The organism is Candidatus Thiodiazotropha sp. AKAK3 (genome assembly GCF_058244645.1).
This window is the reverse complement of sequence record NZ_JBSYOQ010000059.1, coordinates 1-24,976: the sequence shown is the minus strand read 5'-3', so window position 1 is coordinate 24,976 and position 24,976 is coordinate 1. Positions and strand designations below refer to the sequence as shown.

General features: G+C 46.5%; 18 protein-coding genes. 11 read left to right on the top strand and 7 right to left on the bottom strand.

Translation table 11 applies throughout. From position 1 onward, the window contains the following. Window positions 1-13 precede the first annotated feature (13 nt). A complete protein-coding gene (locus AC4IE7_RS14665) occupies window positions 14-358 on the bottom strand; it encodes a hypothetical protein (protein ID WP_490777600.1) in 345 nt (114 codons plus the stop codon). 433 nt (window positions 359-791) lie between these two features. Between AC4IE7_RS14665 and AC4IE7_RS14660 the strand changes: the two genes are divergently transcribed. The 3 genes from AC4IE7_RS14660 to AC4IE7_RS14650 all read left to right on the top strand — a co-directional run bounded on the left by AC4IE7_RS14660 (window position 792) and on the right by AC4IE7_RS14650 (window position 6,231). Continuing rightward, window positions 792-2,126 carry an adenylate kinase family protein gene (locus AC4IE7_RS14660; RefSeq protein ID WP_490777599.1) on the top strand — a complete coding sequence of 445 codons (1,335 nt, stop codon included), beginning with the start codon at window positions 792-794 and terminating at the stop codon, window positions 2,124-2,126. A 218-nt stretch (window positions 2,127-2,344) separates the two neighbouring features. Further along, the gene (locus AC4IE7_RS14655) at window positions 2,345-4,612 is read left to right on the top strand and encodes a bifunctional diguanylate cyclase/phosphodiesterase (protein WP_490777598.1); all 2,268 of its coding nucleotides are present in this window, start codon (window positions 2,345-2,347) and stop codon (window positions 4,610-4,612) included. A gap of 467 nt (window positions 4,613-5,079) precedes the next feature. Then, window positions 5,080-6,231: an integrase core domain-containing protein gene (locus tag AC4IE7_RS14650; protein WP_490777597.1), complete on the top strand. Its 1,152-nt coding sequence runs from the start codon at window positions 5,080-5,082 to the stop codon at window positions 6,229-6,231. Between the two features lie 141 nt (window positions 6,232-6,372). Here the strand turns inward: AC4IE7_RS14650 and AC4IE7_RS14645 are convergent, their stop codons facing one another. From AC4IE7_RS14645 to AC4IE7_RS14635, 3 genes are all read right to left on the bottom strand, one after another. Next, a complete protein-coding gene (locus AC4IE7_RS14645; RefSeq protein WP_490777596.1) occupies window positions 6,373-7,584 on the bottom strand; it encodes an autotransporter outer membrane beta-barrel domain-containing protein in 1,212 nt (403 codons plus the stop codon). Between the two features lie 888 nt (window positions 7,585-8,472). Then, a complete protein-coding gene (locus AC4IE7_RS14640; protein WP_490777595.1) occupies window positions 8,473-11,934 on the bottom strand; it encodes a choice-of-anchor D domain-containing protein in 3,462 nt (1,153 codons plus the stop codon). Between the two features lie 740 nt (window positions 11,935-12,674). After that, a complete protein-coding gene (locus AC4IE7_RS14635) occupies window positions 12,675-13,562 on the bottom strand; it encodes a hypothetical protein (RefSeq protein WP_490777594.1) in 888 nt (295 codons plus the stop codon). A gap of 1,079 nt (window positions 13,563-14,641) precedes the next feature. On the opposite strand from AC4IE7_RS14635, the gene AC4IE7_RS14630 reads away from it, so the two are divergent. Beyond that, the gene (locus tag AC4IE7_RS14630) at window positions 14,642-15,865 is read left to right on the top strand and encodes a sensor histidine kinase (protein WP_490777593.1); all 1,224 of its coding nucleotides are present in this window, start codon (window positions 14,642-14,644) and stop codon (window positions 15,863-15,865) included. Window positions 15,866-16,443: 578 nt separating this feature from the next. Here the strand turns inward: AC4IE7_RS14630 and AC4IE7_RS14625 are convergent. The 3 genes from AC4IE7_RS14625 to AC4IE7_RS14615 form a co-directional block, all read right to left on the bottom strand. Beyond that, a complete protein-coding gene (locus AC4IE7_RS14625; protein ID WP_490777592.1) occupies window positions 16,444-16,803 on the bottom strand; it encodes a hypothetical protein in 360 nt (119 codons plus the stop codon). 110 nt (window positions 16,804-16,913) lie between these two features. Continuing rightward, window positions 16,914-17,312, bottom strand: a complete 399-nt coding sequence (locus AC4IE7_RS14620; RefSeq protein WP_490777591.1) for a hypothetical protein — start codon at window positions 17,310-17,312, stop codon at window positions 16,914-16,916. Between the two features lie 337 nt (window positions 17,313-17,649). Then, window positions 17,650-17,874: a hypothetical protein gene (locus tag AC4IE7_RS14615; RefSeq protein WP_490777590.1), complete on the bottom strand. Its 225-nt coding sequence runs from the start codon at window positions 17,872-17,874 to the stop codon at window positions 17,650-17,652. A 305-nt stretch (window positions 17,875-18,179) separates the two neighbouring features. On the opposite strand from AC4IE7_RS14615, the gene AC4IE7_RS14610 reads away from it, so the two are divergent. The 7 genes from AC4IE7_RS14610 (at window position 18,180) to AC4IE7_RS14580 (ending at window position 24,500) form a co-directional block, all read left to right on the top strand. Beyond that, window positions 18,180-18,350 carry a tyrosine-type recombinase/integrase gene (locus AC4IE7_RS14610; RefSeq protein WP_490777589.1) on the top strand — a complete coding sequence of 57 codons (171 nt, stop codon included), beginning with the start codon at window positions 18,180-18,182 and terminating at the stop codon, window positions 18,348-18,350. A 318-nt stretch (window positions 18,351-18,668) separates the two neighbouring features. Continuing rightward, window positions 18,669-19,151: a TlpA disulfide reductase family protein gene (locus tag AC4IE7_RS14605; RefSeq protein WP_490777588.1), complete on the top strand. Its 483-nt coding sequence runs from the start codon at window positions 18,669-18,671 to the stop codon at window positions 19,149-19,151. A 256-nt stretch (window positions 19,152-19,407) separates the two neighbouring features. Further along, the gene (locus tag AC4IE7_RS14600; RefSeq protein WP_490777587.1) at window positions 19,408-19,629 is read left to right on the top strand and encodes a DUF4266 domain-containing protein; all 222 of its coding nucleotides are present in this window, start codon (window positions 19,408-19,410) and stop codon (window positions 19,627-19,629) included. After that, complete coding sequence (locus AC4IE7_RS14595; protein WP_490777586.1) at window positions 19,620-20,903, top strand: DUF3570 domain-containing protein; 1,284 nt, start codon at window positions 19,620-19,622, stop codon at window positions 20,901-20,903. Before AC4IE7_RS14600 ends, AC4IE7_RS14595 begins: the two co-directional genes overlap by 10 nt. 16 nt (window positions 20,904-20,919) lie before the next feature. Beyond that, entirely contained in the window at window positions 20,920-21,828 is a 909-nt protein-coding gene (locus tag AC4IE7_RS14590; protein WP_490777585.1) for an FAD:protein FMN transferase, read from the top strand. 151 nt (window positions 21,829-21,979) lie between these two features. Next, entirely contained in the window at window positions 21,980-23,665 is a 1,686-nt protein-coding gene (locus AC4IE7_RS14585; RefSeq protein ID WP_490777584.1) for a hypothetical protein, read from the top strand. A gap of 583 nt (window positions 23,666-24,248) precedes the next feature. Then, the gene (locus AC4IE7_RS14580; RefSeq protein WP_490777583.1) at window positions 24,249-24,500 is read left to right on the top strand and encodes a hypothetical protein; all 252 of its coding nucleotides are present in this window, start codon (window positions 24,249-24,251) and stop codon (window positions 24,498-24,500) included. Window positions 24,501-24,976 lie beyond the last annotated feature (476 nt).

The window sequence follows — 24,976 nt, the reverse complement described above, 5'->3', positions numbered from 1 at the left end:
TTGATCTGGCCGTTTAGAGGTCACCTTTCTGCTGGGCCGAATGGTCGGCCTGTGCCTGTAGAAGCGACACAATACACTCTGTCAGGTCGTCATATTCGTGTACCCCGGTACCATACTGCTGATAGCCACGGTAGAAAAACTGGCAGCGATATTTACGACTACCGGTCTTAAAAATGATGAAGTTGCACTCCTCTTGATCCCAGTAGACAACTGGGCAACTGCTCAACTCCCGATCAGATGGCATGAGGCGGATTTCTGCATCCGCGATCTGGGTTTCCACCTTTTGACCATATCGTTCAGTCAATGTGGTTTCGATGATCCAATGCTCAGAATCTGTAATATCTGGGATTTGCGGCATGAGGTTACTCTGCTTACAGTCACTTCGTGAGGCAGAGAAGAATAATCTAATCGAGCCTTTTAGTACATAAAGTCCGTTGACTTTACTGGAAATCTTGGATTAGCTTACCCAACAGAACAAGATTCGGCTAATCCAAAAGTTGGATGGAGTCATGGAATTTCTTAATTAATAAATAAGTGAAATCTGTGACTTCATGCCGGTAAATCTTACAAGTCATTGATCTTAGAGCCATATGTTCCATTCCATATACTCTATTTGCCCCCAAAGCCGGGGATACCGAATTGACCAAAATATAGAGCAGCAGTTAGCCTGTGCCGGGTCAAGTGCCATTGATGTGTCTCAACTCTGGTTCGAGCCGGGGCGGGTCACATAGAATACTGAAATGCAAGGGATTATCCGACATTGTGACCTGGCCATGGGGGAAGTGTAAGGAATGCGTATTGTGATACTCGGGGCGCCTGGAGCGGGCAAGAAAACCCAATCAGCCCTATTGGCGGAAAAGCTCAAGCTCTCCATCGTAACGACTGGCGAACTCCTCAAGAGAGCTGTAGCTGAACAGAACCCATTGGGTTTGGAGGCGAAAGCACAACAGGATGCTGGGCATGTGGTGACTGAAGATATTATTCTTGGCCTGCTGCGTGACCATTTTCTGAAACCCACCCTGAGCAGTGGCTTTATTCTGGATGGTTTTCCAAGGAATCTTTTACAGGCTCTGACACTGGATGAGCTGTTAGTCGAGCTCGACATGCCTCTCGATAGGGTCATCCTGCTTGATATCGATGTAGACAATCTGATGGAGCGCCTGGTTGGACGACTTACCTGCCGCAGCTGCAATCAGCTCTACAATGCCTACCGGAACCCACCGCTAGTTGATGACGTCTGCGACAGCTGTGGAGGGCGCCTGCATAAACGTTCGGATGACAATGAAGAGACGGTAAGTAACCGCATCCATGTGTTTGATCATCTGGTCGCTCCCCTCATAACCCACTATGAGAAGAGTAACAGGCTGGCCAGAGTCGATGGTAACGGTGAGCTTGAAACTGTTTTCCAGGGCATGCTTGAGGCCATTGAAGGCTCTGCGCTCAACAGCTCTGAAACAACACCAAAGGGGAATCAACCTGAAGTCTCGGTTGAGCGTGCGAGTGTGGTGCAGATGCCACCTCCAGCAACTGAAGAAGCAAAAAAGCCCGAGGATGAGCAGTCAAAGCCTCAATCAGAGACAGCCTCAGTAGAGAAAAAATCTGGAATTGCGAGAAAAAAGAAGTCAAAAATCGCTAAAAAAGCAAAAGCTGCGGGTAAGAGTGTAGTTAAGAAGAAAAAGAGCGTCCCTGGTGCTGGAACAAAAACGGTTACAAAAAAAGCGGCAAAAAAGGCTGAAAAGGTAACTAAAAAGAGCGCCAAGGTGGTAAAAAAGGCAGCGACGAAAAAAAGTCGCTCATCAGTGAGCCGTAAGAGAGCTGTTCAGCTGAAAAAGCGAGTGGCTAAAAAAAGTGCGTCTAATGCCAAGACCAGTAGCAGTAAGAAGGTAGTGGCGAAAAAATCAGTAGTTAAAAAATCGACCGTCAAGAAGAGTCTGAAAGTAACTAAAAAAACCGCAGCCAAGAAAAAGGTAGTGAAAAGAAGCAAGGTTACACAGGTAGGAAAAAAGGCCAGCAAAAAGCCGCTTCCAAAACAGAAGATAGCAAAGAAGAGCAGTAACAAGAAAGTGGCTGCAAAAAAGAGAAGAAGCAAGAAAAAAACAGTTAAAAAGAGGGCGGCGAAGAGGTAAGTGTGATTCTCGGAAAGTGATCAGAGAGAAGCGATAGTTACAACGCATTAGGTTTAAGCAATTCAATAGATACTAATGTATCGAATTAGCCCAGTACAGTTTTTAGCAGCATGGTGGCAGGGCCGTTGAATTGATAAATCTCAATCAATGTCAATATTTACCCCCAGTGTGGAGTTGCTTTAGCTCATATTAAGCGTCGTTTACATTATACTCGGCAGATGAAAATTCCGGCTCTAAGCAATGTCTCTCCAATTTGGCGGCTCTATTGGCTGCTATCAATCATTACAATCATTTTGTCACTTTTAATCGCACGCTACTTTTATAATGACGTACTCGATGGCAAATTTAGGGATCTCGATCAATTTAATACACTAGTGAAAGAGGGATGGGTAGAGTCACGCCTTTTTGCACAGGAGTCAGTATTAAGAATTCTCTCAGAACGCCTGGTTGAGATGGACGCAATCGCGCACCCTGATCGATCATTGAATCTCTTAGACTCTCGAGTCAAGAACAGCGCCAATATTATTGGAATGGGTCTTTTTGATTCTGAAGGTAATTTGATTATTGCAACCCACAGCAGCAAAGAAAAGTTTCCCAATCTGAAAAAAAATAGTGCAACCGTCAGTACTTTTATAGATACGTTAAACCGCAGCCACATGGTGTTGGGTCATACCTACTACAATCCTTTCTTTGATAAATGGATACTTCCATTACGTTTAGCGTTTCGGTCAGCTGAGGGCAAACAGTACGTCGTAGCCTCATGGTTAGATGCGGAAAGTGGAAACGCACTGTTTAACCATGACAATATCCCTGATGATATAGCCTCAGCAGTAATTTCCAATGATTTTTACATGCTGGATTACAAGATCAATTATCCGCGAGATTACATCTTTTTTCAGGTTCCCTTGCCAGAAGCTGTTGTCGATCAGTTTAACTTGCGTAAGCTCAAAGGAAAGCAGCGTATACTTCAACCCTATATAGACCGCAATGAGTATCTACGCTACATATCCGTAACTTATATTCCAAAATATGAGATATATATATCTCTGACTCGCGCTCACAGAGAAGCAATCAAAGGATTCACACCCATCGCGAAAAAAATTGCCCTTGCTACACTCTTTTTCTGGTTGATCCTCTACCTTTTCTTCTACATTGTTTCCAAGAAAGAGAAAAAAGCAATCGCAGCATTAGAGTATCAAGCGAAGCACGATAACGTCACAGGATTGATGAATCGATTTGCGATTAGTCAGCAGATAGGAATTTACATCGCCAAAGAAAAGCAGTTCTGCCTCGCCTTTGTTGATCTCGATAATTTTAAAACCGTAAATGATCTATATGGGCATAGAACTGGAGACAAGGTACTCGCCCAGGTTGCTGAACGGCTCATGACAGTAATTGAGGATGATATACATTGTGCGCGATTCAGTGGAGATGAGTTTGCACTGATAATTCCACACGTTCCTGAAAAAGCAGTCGATGTCTACCTGAATGTACTTGAATTAATCAAACTCCCATTCGATTTAGAATATAATGCACTACATATCAGCGCGAGTATGGGGGTAACTGTATATCCCTCTGATTCCGATAACTCGGAAGAGCTCATGCGTTTTGCCGATATCGCCCTAAACCAGGCGAAGAAGAAAAAGGATCGCCTTACCTTTTTCGATCAGGATTTTTATAAGAAAATAGAACGTAGATCGATTATCCAAGAGCTTTTTAATTCTGCCCTGGAGCGTGATGAGTTCTACATCGCATATCAACCACAGATAGATATAAAATCCAATTCAGTCATTGGTGTGGAAGCATTGGCGAGATGGAAGAGCCATGATTTAGGAGAGATATCACCCGCTGAATTTATTCCTATAGCCGAGGAGGCGGGCTTTATCATCCCTCTGGGAATGCATATTCTGGAAATTGCGTGCAAAACGACGCAAAATCTTTGGGAACAAACAGATCAGAAATTTAAACTCTCAGTCAACGTCTCTGTACGCCAACTGGTTGATGAAAACTTCATTGCAAACGTCAGCAAAATCATTAACAAGCTAAAGTTTCCGTTTGAAAAACTTGTTCTGGAAGTCACTGAAAGCATCATGATTGACGACAGTGATAAGATTATTCATACGCTTCAAAGTTTACTAGACCAGGGAATAGGAATCTCTCTTGATGATTTTGGCACAGGCTTCTCCTCATTGAGCATGGTAAGCAAATTACCCATCACTGAACTCAAAATAGACCAAAGTTTTGTTTTTAACTTATTAGTCGATGAAGATAGCGCTCATCTATCTGAAATAATCATTCAAATCGGACAACATCTTAACCTGGATATTATCGCCGAAGGTGTTGAACAGAAAGAACACGTCGAACTTCTAAAACAGTGTGGATGCCATATTTTACAGGGGTACTACTTTTCAAAGCCATTGAACGATGAAGACTTAATAACCTATCTACTTGAGCAAAACATCGGTTCAGAGGGTATGTGTCTTTAATATATAAAAAAATTAATGCCTGAGCAGGCGCAATTTAAAAAAATCAGCAAATTAAGTATTTATGACAAAAAGAAGGGTTGCACGAATTTCCTATCTGTCAACTTTCTTGGATATCGTAAAAATAGTATTCCCACTAGTAAAATTAGGAATTTTAGTCACTGCTGTCACATAAACTTTAAATCTTCTCCGAACAACTCTGAAAGCCCCTCTCCCTTTACGGGAGAGGGGTTGGGGAGAGGGTGTACGCGAAGCGTTTCATGTGATTGAAAGAATAAAGAACTGCATTGATCGTTCATATTTATCTTGCTGATTGTTGGGGGAAGTAGGGTGTTCATTCTCCCCCTCTCTCCCGGCCCCTCTCCCGCGAGGGGAGAGGGGAGTCTGGTACAAACCGGTATCATCATTTACAGATTAGACTGGGTAGATCGTTTACAGGTAGATAATGCATAGGTAAGGAGGAAAGACCTATGCCCTGGAAACGAGAGACCCCAATGGATCAAAAAATGATGTTAATAGGCGATTGGCTGAGTGGTGACTTCAGCAAGTCTGAGCTAGCGAGATATTACGGCATCAGTCGACCAACAGTTCATAAATGGATCAGTCGATATGTGCAGGAAGGTAACAAAGGTCTTGAGGAGCGCAGTCGAGCCCCCCTTAGTTGCCCCCACCAAACAGGCGATAAAGTCGTCCAGAGGCTGATCAAAGCAAAGCAGCAGCATATGGATTGGGGGCCGAAAAAACTTGTACGGCATCTGCGGAAGCAGAGCCCTCGAACGGTCTGGCCAGCTGCCAGCACAGCAGGAGAGATTCTTCGTAAGGCTGGCTTGGTTAGTCGGCGCCGGCGTATTCATAAGACGCCGCTTTACGAACAACCCTTAAGTCATTGTAAAAAGCCGAACCAAGTATGGAGCGTGGATTACAAAGGACAATTCAGAACGGGGGATGGTCGCTGGTGTTACCCGCTGACGCTAACGGATAATGACAGCCGCTATTTGCTGGCTTGCCAAGGGTTGCATCAACCAAGACTAGAGGAGACGCAACCTTGGCTGGAATGGGCATTCCGTGAATATGGGTTACCGGATGCAATACGTAGCGACAATGGGGCACCATTTGCATCAACCGGATTGTCAGGCCTGTCAACCTTATCGGTATGGTGGCTTAAGCTGGGTATAACCCCGGAACGGATAAAGCCCGGACGTCCAGATCAAAACGGACGTCATGAACGTATGCACCGCTCACTTAAAGCGGCGACCCTAAACCCTCCGGCCCAGAATCTGCGTAGACAACAGGCCGTGTTCAATGCATTTGTGGTGGAGTTTAATAACCAACGTCCACATGAAGCATTAGGAATGGAAACACCATCATCACGATACTATCCCTCTGAACGAGCTTACCCCATGAAAATAGCTGATATTGAGTATGGTGATGAGTTTGAAGTGCGGAGAGTCCGTAGTAATGGTGAGATCAAGTGGCGGGGACAATTATTGTATACCTCAGCTGCACTTATAGGAGAGCTTGTTGGTTTGAAGATAAATGATCATGACCAATTAGAACTATTTTTCAGCACATGGCATATAGGCACTATGGACCCTATACGTCAAAGATTTGTGAGCCAATAATGTGTAAACGATCTACCCGGTCTAATCTGTAAACGATGTTCCAGTTGCACATCTCTCCCTACCTACGTAAGATACTGAGGACTTGTGAGAGTGGTAGCTTCGTCTTTTAACCACACTATTTCCCGCTGTGTATGTTGCTACCTATAAATCCATTCGAAAGCCAACTTTAAAAGTTTGTCCGCTCCAGTTGTTGTGTACAAATGAGGTGCCATAGTTGATGTAGGCTTCTGCTCCTCGTTTGAATTTTGCTGAGGTGCCGATCTTTAATCTTAGATAATCTCTGTCGGGATCACTGGTGGTTATTGGAATGGCGTTGCCATCTGAGTCATAAAGGAAAAAGGCATTAAGATTTTGTGCACTATCTTTGTATTCATGTAGCCAATCGATGCTTGAAAAGGGCATGAGTGTGCCCCAGTTCATATCCTGTGTGTAGCTGAGTTTTCCACCCAGATTCCATGCCAGCCAATGCCGATTGATGGCGCTAGTCCGTGAAGCCCAGCTGCTGCCCTGAGTATTAGTATCTACAGACTGTTCCCTAAATCCATCTACATTTGATCTGATGTATTGTAAATCCATGCGTGGTTCAAAGGTCCAGAATTTATTTCTGAAGTCGTAACCTGAACCGAAAAAAAGAGTAAATTTGTCGCTATTATAGTTAGCCATCATCTGTTGAATGACAGGGTCAGACTGATCAAGTTGATAGCTAATAAGTCGCTGTTGCTGAATATTGTTTATTCCGTAGCTGGCTGCAAAATCGAGATGGTATTTTTCTCTTCCAGAGTATGTGCCGTAGAGACTGAAGCTGTAACCTTTTGTATCCAGGTCGCCTGTACCATTCATTAAGCTGGTATTGGTATCTATATAACCCAAAGCGCTGCCTAAAATCAGTCGATCTGTAAGACGGTAGTCTGTACCAAATGTCACGCCCTGAGTATTAAACTTAAGGCTTGAGTCTGGGTCAACTAAACTGCTTTTACTGGTAACGATATCACCGGTGAAGAACACCCCGTAATTTGAGTCGATTCTCAACTGATCTGCATCTAAACCACTCCTCTGTTTACGCTGTTTTTCGTAAGCGTTGTTAATTTTACCAATGGGTAATTTTTGATCATAGATATGTAGATCAAATTCCTGAAGTGACAAACCCCGGCGACCTGTACGCAATGAATTGAATCGGGATTTTAAATTATTAATCTGTGCCACGCTGCCCGCTCTAGCTATCTGATTAGTTTTGCTGGCATGCCTCGGTATAATCTGCAGTAGGGCTGAGGTGGTTTGAGTGTCATTTTCTCGTGCAGCATTGATCAAGGCATTGCAGTCTTGCTGTAAGCGCGGGCTTTTCATTTTATTCATACAGGTCTCTGCAATGGCGTAACTGATGGGGAGTGCATTAGTATTGCCTGATAAATATGGCTGCAGAAGGTTTGAGATAGAACTGACTGTGTCATGCTCCGTATCGTGCCGAGAGGTAATATTACTATTCAAGTCATTCTCAACTATCTGTTGATCTGAGTTTATATCAGATAGCTGTGGTGTTGTTGAGGTAAGTAGATTGCAGGGGCTACTACTATTTAGGCAGGCATCGATCTGTTGTGTCAGTGCATACTTAGGAATTAATAGCATAAGAAAGAGTATGCAATGAACTGCATAAGTACGATCGAAGTACCTTCCTGTAGTATTTTTGCTGAATATAAGCATGTCAATCCTTAGCAACTGAGCTTTAGTAAAAACTCTGCTGTTCCATGCCCTGAATATATGACCTGCTGATAGTCTGGGAGTTGTTCGCAGTACGCGTGTAACAGTCTGTTGCGCCTCTTAGGCAAGGTTAAAAACAGGTTTTAAGTAGTAAAACCTATCGTCATTTCAAGGTGAAATCTTTAGGTGCTCTGCAGAAAATGGAGCAATTTGAGGGGTTTTTCAGGAAGTGGAATCTTTTTTTCAGCGTTAGGTTTCCACCTGTGAAATGGTTAGATGGATAGCATCAAAAAAGAAAAAGAATAGGAGCCCCAATTTCGATAACACGATCTAAGCACTGTACCTTCAACGTTTACCGCTAAGTCGGTAAAATCCTATTAAGCACCTTTCCATCTCTGTTTTATCAGGTTTTGAATGTTTAGTTTTATCTGACTCAAGCGAGAAACTGTTTCTTCTGCAAGGTTATGAGTGAAAACGCTTAACCATAGGTGGAAATGCCTCCTGTACAGTAGCGGGGACCGTGCTGGTTCGGTCCCCGCAGGCGGGTTAACAGGCGTCGTCTTTCTTCTCGCACTCTTCGTCGAAACAGCAGGCATCGAGGCTTTGGGGCGTACAACTGCGATCACAACAGCACTCGCTGCAGCCACACTCGTCGCAATCCTTTCTCGGTGCTTTTTCCCAGACGGTGTAAGCGAGTAGGTCAAGGGTGGTTTTCGGGTTTTGTGGATCGTCACTCTTGATCACCAGACCCTGGGCCCGTGGGCATTTCTCCTCAGCTTTGTAACGTATGAGGATGTCGAGGCTTGCGCCCGGCTGGAGCGTTGCAGGGAATGGGTTGTTGACCAGTTTCCAGTACTTGCTCTGACGAGCAAGACCGACATGGGTGATTTGAAGCTGGCAGTGGCCTGTATTCGTGAGGGTGAGTATCTGCTCTCCTACACAGCAGGCCTTGACGCCGCCAATACAGGTCGAGCCGGTGATCGACAGACGCCCTGGAGGCGCAGTGCCAGTGACCTTAATCTTCTTCGGTCCCTGGGGATCGTCACTGTTGATCGTGAGCATGCCCGTCTTTGCACCGAAATCGGATGGCTGCAACCGAATAGGCAGTTGGAGGCTGTCGCCCGCACCGATGATGATGGGGTAGCTCTGCACGCTTGGGAGGACAAATTCGGCGCTCGACGAGGCGATGCTCTGGATCGTCAGCGGACAGTGGGCGCTGTTTGAGAGGGTCAACATCCGGTCGGTGAAGTCACCGATGCAGGTGTTGCCGAAATCACCATTGTCAGCGATTGCTGAAACCAGGCGTGGCGGCGCTGCTTTACCAGAGACGTTGAGTACGCGAACCCCGTCAGGGTCGTTGGAGAAGACTCGGATTAACCCCGCCTTATTACCGAAAGAGGTAGGCTGGAAGCGTATGGGTAAGTCAATGCTGTCTCCAGAGGCGATCACGATAGGGTAGGCGATTACGCCGGGCGCAATGAATTCCCCCGAATTCGAAACGATGTTGGTTATCGAGAGCATGCCAAACCCACTATTGGAGAGCGTCAGCATCATATCTTTTGATCTGCCGACACAGACATTCATGAAGGCGCCAGTATCAGGCAGTACGGTGACAAGCCGTGAGCGGAGTTGTACTGTGCGGATTGCGATGTTGTTGTCATTGGGAACGAGTCGCCAATCCTCGATGGTGCGACCTGCATGGTATTTGTCTGCGTTGTCCGGATCACCCTCGGCCGAGACCACCATCATCATGCTGTCATCGCCGTCTTCGTTCGGGTTCGGAACCCATGCGAAGGGGCCGACTACGATCTCTTCGCTGTCGTTCGGCTGGATCGTGGCTGCGCCAATCTCCGCAGTCTCCATGGCTTTGAAATCTGTGGGCCAGAGATGTCCCTCAAGCGGCTTGCAATGGAAACCCCGGACATTGACCTGATTGGCGGTCGAGCTACCGCGGTTTTTGATCCGGACATAGGCGTAGTTGGTACCGATCACTGGTTCCTGATGCGCGCTGCTGCCATCGGGCTGGTGACGGTTCCAGATGGTGGTGGTGGCGCGGTGGTCGGCGAGATATTCATATTCGCCGCCGCGCCCGTCGTCGATATAGACGTCAACTAAGGGTGGATCACCGTCGTTCAGATCCTGTCTCTCGAAAGACCATTCTAATACCTTGGTGTAGGCGCCACCCGAGAGGCCGTGTGTTGTCCAGTCGCCTGCATCGGCGGTCAGTAGTGCATCGAGGAAACCTGCCGGGGAGTTTGGGTTTGTCCCAGGGGATAGGGTGCTGACAGCGCGGAGTATAAGATAGGCCATAAGATGGGCCGAGAATTCGCGTCGGGTCAGCGCTGTGGAATCACCGCCGATGCTGCGATAGGCGCGGAACAGCGTTGTCGACAGGATCTGCTCGGAGGAGTAGCTACCGACATCATTGGCGCCACCCCAGCCCCAGCCAGCGGCGGGGTCGCGGTCTGAGCGTCGGCCTAAGGCGGAATAGGGCCAAAGCAGGAAGCGGTCGTTGTTGCCGCCATTGTGCCATCCGGAATAGGGGTCATTCAGAATCATGCCAAAGCTATCGCCAGCACTGTGCGCGAAGCCAAAATTCGGGCCGTTCACATGGTCGTAGAGGATGCCGTGCCCACCCAGCTCGTGCAGTACCAGATACCAGTCCGAGGCATTGCCTGTGGGGGTTCCGCCGGTGTTGTCGATTCGGCCGTAGCAGGTATGGTCTATGCCATCTCCATCACCGATGCAATGGCCGTTGTTGCTGCCACTGAACCCTCTGTGGTCGACGTTGATTGGAAAACTCGTACCGTCGAAATAGGTATCGAGTGGGAATCCTAGATCCTGAACCAGACGGAAAAAACGGTCGTTATGATAGTAGGCGTTGACCGCAAGAAACTCATCAGTGCGAACATCGTAGTCAAAATCAACACCCTCAGGCTGGGTGGGTGGTGCAATGTTGGGGTTGTGCACATTGGTCACTTGGACATATTCACCTGTAAGTGATTGTGTACCGCCTACAGCTGGGTCAAGCCCAAGAAGCTCGACATCGTCCCGCAGCGGATTGAGCACAGCATTGCTTTGGCTGGCGTCGTTTGCTGTGTCACCTGTCGAAACAATCGGGTCGTAAGTGAAGACGAGTCCGTTCACATGAGAGGTGAGCGCCCGCATGTAGAGAATGTCACCTGTTGCGACACTGACCAGAAGCCGCCAGTTCATCCGATGTCCCTCGTAAGGTAGTCGGATGATAAGTTCTGCAACAAGATGCCAGCTACCCTCGTTGATTGAGTCGGGGAGTTTGGGGAGTGGCAGGGTTGGAAGGTCTTCATGCTCAATCTGTTCAGCAGGGTTTTTCTGCTGATTTTGAAGTGGTTCAAGGTAGTCCTGCTGACGTCGTGCGCGGTCAAACTGGTAGACGTAGAAACGCCCGGAGATAAGTTCCGGTGTTACACGCTCTTTGCCCTTTGCGTAGCCATCGAGGCATGAGCCGAGAATCTCGGAGAGTTGTGATGTCGGAGCGCCTGGCGTCTGTTTCGATGAGCTTTTAGCAGAGTTGGGGCCTGACTCACCAGCAGAGAAGAGTTTACGGTAGCGGTTGATGTCACGGGCTGGGGGGAGTTCGGCATACATACCCGTTTTGCTTGTGTTGACTATCGAAATGATGCGCCCGGTTTTATCATTTCTGGTCGCTGTGATACCGGCGCCCCAGACAGGTGTATCGAGATAGGTCTGGGCATAGACGTAGGTGGTGGTATCAAAGAAGCGCTTTTCATCGGTGAGATGAAAGGAGGGGCCTGATTTTTTGGGCTCGACATGGGTCGCATGACGGTCAAGCTCCCGGAGTTCACCGATGTCGATGCCGATTTCGCCAGCGAGGCGGCGAAGATGGGACTTCGCTGAGGTGTTATTCGGTGTAGACGAGTTATTGTCAGTAAAAGTGAGTGCCCGTATGGTGCCGTTATCATCGCGGGTAATCGTGGCGTTCAGATCTGTTTCTAGACGGTGTTTCATCGCTCTTCTCCATTAATAAGGCAATCAAACTTGTTGGAAATCACGAACAAATAAGCATCCTGCTAACTTCTCGAGCAAAACTTTATACTCAGCTTTCTTTGTCATTTAACAACTATTGTTTCTCCAGCTGGCGTTAGCCGACCCTGAGACGTAGTGGGCCTGAAACCAAGCAGATGAATCGTCGCAACAGAGAACATAAGGCAATGTTCAATCCCTTTGAAGGTCGAACCTAAATTGGTGTACTGTTCACTGAAATGGCGCTTTGCTCAGTCCAAGGTGCCCCACCGGCCATGTTAATCAGTGGTCGAAACCTCTCTCCTGCTGAGTTGACGACGACTCTGGAACGCTTGCGTGGGAAGTTAAATCCTAGTGTAGGAAGAGTACAGCGTCCTTTCAAAGTGAAAGTTACCGTGCAATTGAACGAACAATCATGTATGGGATTTTTATCCTGGATCGGTTGAATATCGACCCGGAAGCTTGACTCGATAGCGTAAAAAACTATGGCAACAAATACAACACAGTGATCGATATAAGGAAGGGATAAAGCAGTTAATTCAAGCAGGAAGAAAATGGTTCAGCGTGAGTGGGTTTTCGTTGCAGATCTATCAGACATCGCCCGCCTGAAATCTTGTAAACCCAGCCTCAGTCAAACGGTAACTGACCTTGAAATCTTGAATATCCCTCCTATCATTCGTTGGCGATGCTCTCCAAATAGGAGAAAGGTAAACCTCTCAGCCAACTTAGGCCAGGGGTGCCAGCTCCCGCCCGGTGCTCATTAACTCCGAGAGGCCATCTTGATTGGCTTGAATCTCCTTCACCGCCTTTTTGTAGAATCCCCGAAGATGCTTTTTCAGGTGCCTGCTTACCGTTGCGTTCGGGATCTCTTTCAATACCGCAAAGAGTGCCAGAGCATAAGTCGCCTCATACTCACTGAGTGCCGCCTGACGGACTGCACTTGGGTTATAACAACTACCGCATCCCCCCTTGAAGGTGAAGGCGCTATTGGCGAACATCAGCCCAAAGCCCATAAAGATAGCCAGCAGTTCCGTGGTTTCCGGCCAATAATCAGCGCCCCCGGGAGGTGGCTCCTGAGTCATCTGTCCTAGATAGTAGGCAAGGATGTGTGCGAAGCTTGCAATCATTCCTTCCGGGTTATTGATCTGTTGAGGGTTATAGGGAATTGAGAGGCGTTGCGACTGATCTTTCACAATACTTCCCTCTACATCCCCGCCTCTGATAGGGCCTTGTAACAGTAACGGCCTCTGGTCAATTACTGGACACTGGTTTTGATCGATAACCGAGGTTGGCCAATGCCTGACCCCGGCATATTGTTTAACCTGTTCAAAGATCAGTTTCGCCATGCCTTCCGTGCTATCCACAACACCTGGAAAGTACTCGTTGGTCGGCAACACCAGTCGGGTATCCTTATGGAAAAAATCGGCGTTAAAGTTTCTTAATGACCAGCCAAAGGTCGCAAGCAACCAATCCATGGAAGCTTGATTCAGCAGAGGTTTGTTCTTGATCAGACCAAACATTTTCAAAATGACTACCCCATTCAATAGCCTATCACTCAGCCCACGACATACAGATTCGGCGCCGTTGTATATTGGGAAAGGTATCAACGACATAAAAGCCCCTTTTCCAACTATCTTGAGTATCCAAGGTCACCGGGCGGTCGTCAAATTACCATGTGATGAATGGCGAACTCTGCAAGGCCTTTGTTACCTTCCTGCACATATCGACTGATCCATTTATTAATTGTTGGTCGACTGACGCCCTAATATCTCGCTAGCTCAGACTTGCTGAAATCACCACTTAGCCAATCGCCTATTAACATCATTTTTTGATCCATTGGGGTCTCTCGTTTTCAGGGCATAGGTCTTTCCTCCTTACCTATGCATTATCTACCTGTAAACGATCTACCCGGTCTAATCTGTAAATGATGTTACCGGTTTGTACCGAAACTCCCCTCTACCCTCGCGGGAGAGGGGCTGGGGGAGAGGGGGGGAATGAATATCCTATTATCCCCAACAATCAGCAAGATGAATTTATACGATCAATGTAGTTTTTCTCTTTCAACCGCATGAAACGCTTCGCGTACACCCTCTCCCCAACCCCTCTCCCGTAAAGGGAGAGGGGCTTTCAGAGTTGTTCTGAGAAGATTTATAGTTTATGGGGCAACAGTGGGCCCATAGCCCCCTTTGCATCAGAGCCAATGGCTTTGCTGACTGAAGTGATCAGTCATTTTCTTACCTTTGCGAAACTTACCCCAGTTGCGGTCTTATCGATAATCATCGTAAGAATGCTCCTCTTTGTTTCTACAGAAAAGCATGTAGTTATCTGGTTTGGAATCTATGACAAATTTATTTAGAACAGGCAACATTTGTTCAAAGTAGGCGCCTACCTGGAGGGGGAAGGTTTCAAGCGTCCGAGTATTCGGTATTTGGTACTTGCCCAAGTATTTCCAGTATTTGTAGCTGTGGTACCGCTGAGTCCGGATAAGCTGTTGGCCAAGCTGGTGCAGCTGACTATAATGCTAGTATGACCTTTGCCTAGCCGAAGCGTTGCTCGACGAGTTGAGTGCGTGGGTGACGGGCAGCGATATGGAAGATGCAGTAGGTTAAATCATCGCTAAGGTAGACCTGTTCGAGATCAGTGAAGAACTCGCTCTGATCACCTTCTTACGCACGCAATTGCAGGAGAAGACATGAACATAACCGGCAATGAAAAACCATTAATCCTCATCGTTGATGACATTATTGAAAACCTTCAGTTGTTGATGGCTATTCTGCGCAGCGAATTCGAAGTGATTGTTGCCAACAACGGTGCAAAGGCCTTGCAATTGGCGGCCGATTCGCCACCCCCTGAGCTGATCCTGCTGGATATCAGGATGCCTGTCATGGATGGCTACGAAGTGCTGCGCCGGCTCAAGGACAATCCCCTAAGCGCTGAGATTCCTGTCATCTTCGTCTCGGCATTGTCAGATGAGGCAAACGAGGCACAGGGACTGGACCTGGGTGCAGTGGATTACATTACCAAGCCGATCAATCCCGCTATTACCCTATTGCGGGTGCGCCATCAAATCGCACTGAGGAAAGCGCAGTCGGATCTGCTCAAGAGCCAGCAGGCGAACATACAGGCGGGGCGATTGGCTTCTATCGGGTATCTAGCAGCTGGTATTGCTCATGAAATTAATACACCAGCCCAATATATTACTAACAACCTGGCATATATTGGGGAGTCAATGGACTCAATTCGTTCGGTCCTTGAAGCCGCACAGAAGCTTGCTGAATCCACACCAAATACAGAGGGAATTAAAGTCTTCAATGAAGTCTGCACACCCGAGGATATCGAATTCATCCTTGAGGACCTTCCCGCGGCCATAAGACAATCTCAGGAGGGAATCACCCACATTGCCAAAATCGTCCAATCGATGAAAGAGTTTTCTCCTCAGGGAGCAGCTGAGAAACTTATCGGGAATATACATAATGTGCTCGACTCGGTCATTACAATCACCCACAACTCTTACAAAGATGTGGCTACCGTGACTAAGCACTATGCTCCAGACTTTCCGGAAATTCTCTGTAACATAGATGAACTGCGCCAGGTTTTCCTGAATTTAATCATCAATTCTATTCAGGCTATCGAGTCATCAGATAAGCGGGGGGAGAGCCTGGGTCAAATAGATATCACGACAGAGTTGCAGGGCGAGGCCGTGTCCATCTCCTTTGCCGATACGGGAGATGGTGTACCGGAAGAGATCCGCGATCACATATTTGATCCGTTCTTCACCACAAAGGATGTCGGCCAGGGAGCTGGTCAGGGGTTGAGTATCTGCTACGACATCATCGTCAATAAACACGGGGGTAAAATTGAGGTCGAGAATATTGCGGATTCCGGGGCCGTCTTTACCATCCATCTGCCGAAATGAGGATTATTACAAATTCTTGTAGCGCTAATGAGTTCACTTAGTGGGTGAAATAATCCAGATCATTGATATGGCATAATAATGCCTATATCACATGATCAAAAATAGCTAGGTTAGCAAGAGCACTAACATCGCTTGCAGGGACACGAAAACCAGAGCGAAGGTTTAGAGCAAGTACTTGACCGGCTTGTTCGTTATGTGTTTTAGAGACATGTGCTAAAAATTAAATACACCGCCTAATAAGAGAACTAATAGGCAAACACCCAGTATGATAAATGTTTCTTTACCATATGCTGTGTCTATTGAAGCCATTTTTTTACTTTCTGTTTTATCAATTTTATAGCTCTTAATCATCCATACGCTTTTGTATAGGAAATATATTATAAATATTCCAAAAGCTATGTAACTACTAATCACGATTTAACTTTAGGAGCTTATAGTGCTGCGTTTATATGGAGAGCGAGCGCTGCGAGTGCTTCCAAAATGAGCACCTTGTTATGTGGTTTGAATATTACCGGGGGAGGTTCAATTCTTTGTGCAGTAACTTGTTATGCGCAGGACTCTCAAGCTTAAAGTTGTTTTTACTCACCGGTGCCGACGAATCCCACCATACGCGAAATTTTCTCTCCCTCTTTTTCTATAAAATATTGACCAAGTTGAACTTGTTCGTTTCCATCAGGGCCCATTCCACTGAAAACGACAGTGACACGTGTCGCATTGGCGGTAGTATCACTTTTAACTACCTTTGCTGACCAACCCGGAGCATTTGCACTAAACATACCTACGTAATTATTTAATGCAGCAATGCCATTCAGAGTTTCAGGTGTACGAGGGTCGTCGTAGCGTATATTTTCAATGGTTGCACTAGTTATTTTAGCAAGTCTAAGTTCGTCTTCCTCGATTTGCCAGGCGTCAAAGAAGTTTGTGATGCATTCAGACACGTTATTCTCCTAAATATATTATAAAAAGTAACGGTTAACGCTCAGCTCTGCGGCTGGAAAAAAATTAAGGTGAAGCCGGAGCTTTTGCCTGTTCGAGTAAAATTACATTACTATGCGCTTGCGCGTAGTGCATCAATATCATGAAGATCAACTGGTCGTGCAAGAGCTTTTTTATAGTTGATTAAGTCTTCTTTTGCCATTAATGGAATGTTTATGCCATAGACTGAGCGGTACTCAATTTTTGAAAAATCGACCTCTAACTCAACCCATTCTTTGAGCGATGTGTCGAATATTTCAATGTCCTTCGAGCTACCAACTTCTATCTTAGTTACTCCGTACTTGAACTGGACGTATTTATCATTCCAGCCCTCAGCTTCTTCGATGTAGTGTTTTGCAGGCTTAGAGACATAATTATTACCTAGGTTGACTACATGATTAAAATATTCTTCAGGTACAAATATGTCGATGTCGTTAATAGCACGCTTTGAACCGTACATGAACGCTAACATATATTTTTCCTCGATCTTGGAAATGCAAGCGAGCATGAATTGCTCCGCTAGCATACTCGGGACCAAATGAACCAAACTCAATATCGTAGATGCCCCCGTATAGATAAGTTTTAAATATTTCAATTTTCGATATTAATTCGTCATAAGCGTTATAGCCTACATATACCTTTTGAACGAAAAGAGACAGACCATCTGAAGATGAAATCTGAAACTCATACATATCGTCGTCATGCCAAATATTTTTGATTTTGATTCCAGAATTCATTTGAATGATCGCCTAGCGCATTTAATCAGCTGCGCGCGCCTTTGAGTGACATGACTTTCTTGTTACAGATTTTCACTTAGAAATATATGCACTGACTACAATTTGAGTAACATTCCGTTTAAGAATCATAGTATGATTTTGGCTTTTTTCCTCCTTTGGACCGAGTTTAACAATTATTGTACTTTCACCGACAACCTCGTTTGATACTGCATCATCGATTCTTCGTCTTCTGTGCGCACGAATTTTTACAGTTGCCTCTTGTACAAAATCACCATTGTTTGTAATTGTGTAGCTCACAAGGCATTCTCTAGCATTATTATTCTCACAATCCCACGTATAATCCACTACTTCGATTGGGCCGTTAGAACAACTAGCAAGAGATAAAAATATGCAGGTGTCTATATGCCAGGTGCGCTGGGTAGAAAATACCCGAATGCCAGTCTTTCATTGGACTGGCAATATCTATTTCCCTCAGCTAAGTTAGCCTTTCAGCCGGGTACAAAAAAATTGTGCCGACACCATATTGATGAATCGGGTGTCACTCGATCGATCAAAGCAGCAGCAGAACGTGCAGACATAGAAAAGAGGTCACGAGCACTAAGTTGCGCCACTCATTTGCTACACATCTTTTGGAATCGGGGGCTGAACTAAGAATGGTTCAAGAACAATTGGGACATGCTGATGTAAAGTTGACTGAAATCTATACCTACGTGTTGAAACGTGGCGCTTTCGGTGTCAAGAGTCCGCATAGTGATCTGAACATACCTGGATGACCGGTATGCAAAGCGCCAAGAATATCTAAAAATACGATAAAAACAGGTGTAACCGAAAGGGCTGAGGCTATTTATCCGCACTGCAGCCTTATCATTCACTCCAACTACCGAAAAGTAGTCTCTGTTATAACGTGATGCAATCTATGATTGCTTGTGCTTGATTTAAAGTTTGTATTAGAAAATAGAGAGTTTCCTGACAAGGCTGAACTATATATTTTGAACTTCTTTTTCAGCTTGGGTCGAACAGGTAGTTAATTCGAGTACAATGGCGCTATTCGATGAGTTGTGATGAGAAGGGCGCAAGAGTGGAGATATTTTATGTGGGATAGAGTTTTAATCATATGTGCAGTTCTGCTTTTTCCAGTGGCACTCAATGCTGGGGATGTTGGTTCTGAGCCTGGTCGATCCGCTGCACAGAGTGATAAATCATTCAGTCTGGAGGATTACCGGGGTAAAGTGGTGTTGATCGACTTCTGGGCCTCCTGGTGTGCGCCTTGCCGAACAGCATTTCCTTGGTTGAACAGGATGCAGCAGAAGTATCAAGCCCTGGGGTTTGAGGTTGTCGGTATAAATATTGATGAGGATCTTTCGCAGGCAGATCTTTTTCTAAGCAAGGTGCCTGCTGATTTTACCATTGCCTATGATCCTGAAGGGAAGTTGGCAAAAGAGTATGATCTCCAGGGAATGCCCGCCTCCTATCTCATCGACAGAGAGGGTCAACTCATCAAGAGTCATTTCGGGTTCTTTGAATCGGAAACTGAGATGCGTGAGTCTGAGATCAAGCAGGCTATCAAGCAGTAGGTTTCGTGATCTTCCAGATAAAGAGAGTTGGTATATGAAGTGATCAGTCGCAACTGAAGTATATTACCTGGTTAGTTCATGGCTGAAGTTTGTTGCAATCCCTTGCCGCAGCAACTTACCAGATCTGTCTATTAATCTTGAGTAAAACCGTATGGATCTTGGTCTCTGTCAGATGAGGTTAAGGTTCACTTAATAAAACTCTGCCACTATGGCGCATTCTGGCCATAGCTATTGATTGAAAAGGAGAAATCCCTGTATGGAACTTAAATTGACCGTGTGCTTTCTTCCGGTCGTTCTATTGCTATCGGGTTGTAGCAGCCTGGGAGTAGAACCCTGGGAACGAAGTACTCTTGCTAAACCAGAGATGCAACTGATTTCGGACCCTGTCAGTTCCGGTCTTGATGACCATATCTATTTCAGTAAAGAGGGATCAAGTGGTGGACGTGGTTTTGCCGGGGGAGGTTGTGGGTGCAATTAAAAAAACATAAAAAAATCAAACACGCCTTGACAGCGGCTACATGCACTTTGCTGGGTGTTGATGCAACTGACTCTATTGCTGAGGAGGGTGATTGGGCTTTCGATAGCGCAGTGCTCTACTATTCTGAAGTTGATCGAGTGGATGCTGTTGAGCCAGTGATTTCCGCCACACGGGATTTTGGTGATGAGAAGCTTCTCAATCTTAAACTTGTTTTTGATGTTCTGACTGGCGCCTCAGCCAATGGGGCAACACCTAGCGATCAGCCACAAACCTTTACCCGTCCCTCTGGTAAAGGTGCCTACACCTCATCGGCAGAAGAGACACCGCTCGACGATACGTTTAAAGACACCCGGATTGCCCTCAGTTCGCAGTGGGAACAGCCGATCAATCGAGATTACAAGACAGGTTTTGGTGTTAACTTCTCTACCGAGTATGACTACACCTCTTTCAGTGCCAATGGAAATCTCTCCAGGGATTTTAACAAAAGCAATACAACCCTGAGCGCAGGACTTTCATTAGCCTATGACACGATCAGTCCCGAGGGGGATATCCCGATCGCCTTTTCCTCAATGGCTATCGATTCCGGGCAAGATGGCTTCAGAACTGAATTCAATGCCACCCGTGGGGATGGTGAAGATACAAAAGATACGGTAGATCTGGTGTTTGGTTTAACTCAGGTAGTTGATAAAAATACAGTGATGCAGTTGAGCTACTCATTCAGTGATGTGAATGGCTATCTCACCGACCCTTTTAAGATTGTCAGCGTTGTCGACAATAACGGTCGCCCCGTTGATTATCTCTATGAAAAGCGTCCTGATTCCCGCAATAAACAGAGTCTTTTCTGGCAGGCCAAGCATCACTTTAAATCGGATGTTGTTGATTTCTCCTATCGATATTTCTGGGATGATTGGGGGATTACCTCTCACACAGTCGATCTACGATATCGCTGGAAGTTAGGACGTAAAAGTTATCTGGAACCACACATCAGGTACTACGATCAGAGTGAAGCAGATTTCTACCACCGCTTTCTTAATGAAGGGGATAGCCTGCCTGATCACGCCTCTGCAGATTACCGTTTGGGGGATCTGAATGGGATCACAGTTGGTGTGAAGTACGGCGTGGCGTTAGCTAATGAACAGGAGTTGAGCTTGCGCCTGGAATATTATCTGCAAAGTAATGACAATACCGAAGGGGCGCTTCCGGGTATCCTGAATGATGTTGATCTATACCCTGATGTTGAGGCGATAATTTTTCAGCTCAGCTATAACTTTTAAGGTGTTGCTGTAGTTAGTGATTGAGGGGAGAGAGATCGATCATTTAGTTAGTCTGAAAGCTGAAGAGGGGTATTGGCTCGGATCTTTTGAAGCCATGGCCAGTCCGTGTGAGATTTTCATGGAAGTTGAGGATCAGAGTCTGGCGGCAAGATTGCTCGATATTGCTTCGGTTGAAGCTTGGCGAATTGAATCTAAGTTCAGCCGATACCGTAGCGATAATATCGTTCATCAAATTAACAACAGCAAAGGTCGGCCTGTAAAGGTCGATGATGAAGTTGCCCACTTGCTCGATTTTGCACAACAGTGCTGGTCGCTAAGTGAGGGCATGTTTGATATCACATCTGGTGTTTTGAGACGCGTCTGGCATTTTGATGGTGGATCGAGACTACCTGAAAAACAGGATGTTGATCAGGTGTTGTCTCATGTGGGTTGGCATAAGCTCACATGGTCGAGACCCTATCTTACCCTTCCTGATGGCATGGAGATCGACTTTGGTGGGCTGGGTAAGGAGTATGCGGTTGATAGATCACTGTTGCTTCTGCAAAAAGAGACCCGTGGCGCAGTTCTGATCAACTATGGTGGAGATATCAATGCCAAGGGTCAGAGAAAGGGGGGCAAGCCCTGGTCCATCGGAATCGAAAACCCCGGCCAACTCAATACCCCCATGGGAGTGCTCAAAGTCAATCAGGGTGCTCTCGCCACCAGTGGTGATGCACGCCGTTTTATTCTCAATAATGGCCGGCGTTATGGACATATTCTCAATCCGAAAACCGGTTGGCCTGTTGAAGGTGCGCTTCGCTCGGTAACTGTTGCGGGCAGTAGTTGTACCGAGGCGGGTCTGCTGGCCACACTGGCATTGCTTCAGGGTGAAGATGCAGAGAGCTTTTTGCAAACCCAGGATGCGGTTTTTTGGGTTAATCGCTGATTTTGCATTTTTCAGAGTGGCAGTCAGAGCGACCAGTCTATTGCCATGATTTTCGATTTGGCCTGGAAGTGATATTCTGTCTGTTGCTGTGCTTAGCGCTACCAGGGCATGACATGAGTTTATAGGGATAGATTTAATTAAAGGATTATTTATGAATAAACTGTCTGAATGGCGAAAGCTCGCCTTTAACTTCAAGTTATTTGCACCTTCTGTCGTTATTTTACTGCTGCTGTCAGCATGCGGCAGTGGCGATAGCGATACGCCGAATACTAACACTCCTACAGAGGATTCAGGGCGCTATCTGTTCTATACCAGTGGTTCGGTTGATCAGGGTAACCTGTTCGCAATCGACCCTGACTCTCCCGCTGTATCGATTCCAGTTGAGGCGGGGAGCGATATAGTCGGGTGTGGTGATGATTTGGATCTTGATCTGTGTAGTTTTTCATCGGGGAAATACGAGAACAGCACCAATAGGGTTTCAGGCTATATGGCAGATAGCCTGGTCTATATCAAGACTGATGGCAGTTTCTATAAAGTGAGCAGTATAAAGCGTGGTGATTTGACGCCACAGCAGCTCTCCAGTGAGACTGAAGCGGATCAGATCTGTCGTTCAGATATATATGGTGGCGTCTACCGTGCCGGGGATTTCTCGGATATCAATCAATCACAATTGGTTTACCATCTCCCTGGGGAGGATGGTGACTGTTTATCGAGTAGTGACAATATCTGGAAGATGATCCGCCTGGGAATGGGCGAATCCGATACGCCCATTGATGCGCTTCATCCAGTGGTCTGGCTCAGAAATCTCGACAGTGATGCCTCAATTAGTGGTTGGCTGGTTAATGATGAGGGGACTCTGCGAAGATGTGATGAGAACTTTTTGAATTGCAGTGACGGTTTGGCTCAAGGCGACACTTCTATGCGTATGGTTTTCGGGTTGGGACGAAATAGTTATCTGCTTGAAATAGATGGGCAGAATTATGTCTACAATGGTGAAGTTAACAGCCTTTCGAACTCTATTTTCACCCCGCCGCAGAATGAGGTGTTCAGCAATCATGTAGCTGATGATAACTTCATCTATTTTGTTAATTCAAACCGTTTCTACAGGGCGCCTATCGATGGCAGTTCAACCGCCACGCAGATTGCTGAAGAGAGTGAGGATGCATCCCTCAATATTTGGATATTTTCCGCGATGGAGAGCAGATTGATCTACACAATAGATGCAGGTACAGGAAATGATGCGGAGATTAAGGCGATCGATAAGACAGGGGGCGAGCCGATAACCCTTGCTACCCTGGATGATGCCGACAGGGCAGTATTTTTTACAAAGCAAAATTTAATTTTCTACTACTTTTATGAGTATTACGTGACCTCTGGCTATGAAATGATTCCGCTTCTTGCAGGAATAATGGATGAAGATGGCAATACTCAATTTGAAACAGCCGATGCCGAATGGGTGGGCTTCAAAAAATCCAGGATCTATGATTTAAGCAATAACATTTATGATTTATGGGCGGATGATATGTTTATTTTAGGCGAGCGAACCAACCGGGAAATTTCCGGTATGACACTTCGGGGGTTCGATGGTGTGAGTGGAAATGAGCTAGTCAATCTTGGTGATGTTTCCGAGTTGGAGGATCTGAGGGGGTTTATCTGTTACACGAATTCCCAAGAGGATATGTTGTGTGAGGTGACATTAGATCGATCTCCAGTTGCCGAACCGCCCGTTGAGACTACGCAGCAGGATATCTTCTATCTCAACACCTCGACCAGTGACTCACTGGTAAGAGTGACAGATACGCCTGAGACCTCGGAAGCCGCAGTCATCCAACACTAAGCGGCTGAACCTTTATGGTACGGCATGGCCTCATCCACGCTACGGGTTGCCGTATTCAACGAGGAGAGTGATTCGCAGGGGGGCGAAACTGAATCGTGATGACTCCCGAAATAAATTCACCTGTAGGGTGCGGCCCTGCCGCACCATGTCCAACTAAAACCAAACCACCTAACAAGTCGGTATAGAGATGCTGCTGGTAATGAACAAACTATTTGGGGTTTTAGTGAATGCTCACCCTGATGGTGCGGCAGGGCCGCACCCTACGATTCATCATGGCCCTAGCCTCAACAGAATCGTCAAGATCGAAAAGTAAGGTAGCCTGGATGGAGTGAAGCGGAATCCGGGAAGATTGGTGCAGTGTTCTCCCGGATTCCGTTGCACTTCATCCAGGCTACGGGTTGCTGTATTCAACGAGGAGAGTGCCTCGCCGGGGGGGGCGGAAACTGAATCGTGATGACTCCCGAAATAAATTCACCTGTAGGGTGCGGCCCTGCCGCACCATGTCCAACTGAAACCAAAACCACCTAACGAGTCCAGCTGAAACCAAACCACCTAACAAGTCGGTATAGAGATGCTGCTGGTAATGAACAAACTATCTGGGGTTTTAGTGAATGCTCACCCTGATGGTGCGGCAGGGCCGCACCCTACGATTCATCATGGCCCTAGCCTCAACAGAATCGTCAAGATCGAACAGCAAGGTAGCCTGGATGGAGTGAAGCGGAATCCGGGAAGATTGGTGCAGTGTTCTCCCGGATTCCGTTGCACTTCATCCAGGCTACGGGCTGCTGTATTCAACGAGGAGAGTGATTCGCCGGGGAGCGAAACTGAATCGTAATGACTCCCGAAATAAATTGATCTGTAGGGTGCGGCCCTGCCGCACCATGTCCAACTAAAAACCAAACCACCTAACAAGTCGGTGTAGAGACGCTGGTAATGAACAAACTATCTGGGGTTTTTAGTGAATGCTCACCCAGATGGTGCGGCAGGGCTGTACCCTACGATTCATCATGGCTTTAAGTGGAGCATCAACAAAATCGTCAAGATCGAAAATCAAGGTAGCCTGGATGAAATGTAGCGGAACCCAGGAAGATTGGTGCAGTGTTCTCCCGGATTCCGTTGCACTTCATCCAGGCTACGGGCTGCTGCATTCAACGAGGAGAGTGACTCGCAGGGGGGCTCGTGCTGACTCCCGAATTAAATTGATCTGTAGGGTGCGGCCCTGCCGCACCATGTCCAACTAAAAACCAAAACCACCTAACAAGTCGGTGTAGAGACGCTGGTAATGAACAAACTATCTGGGGTTTTTAGTGA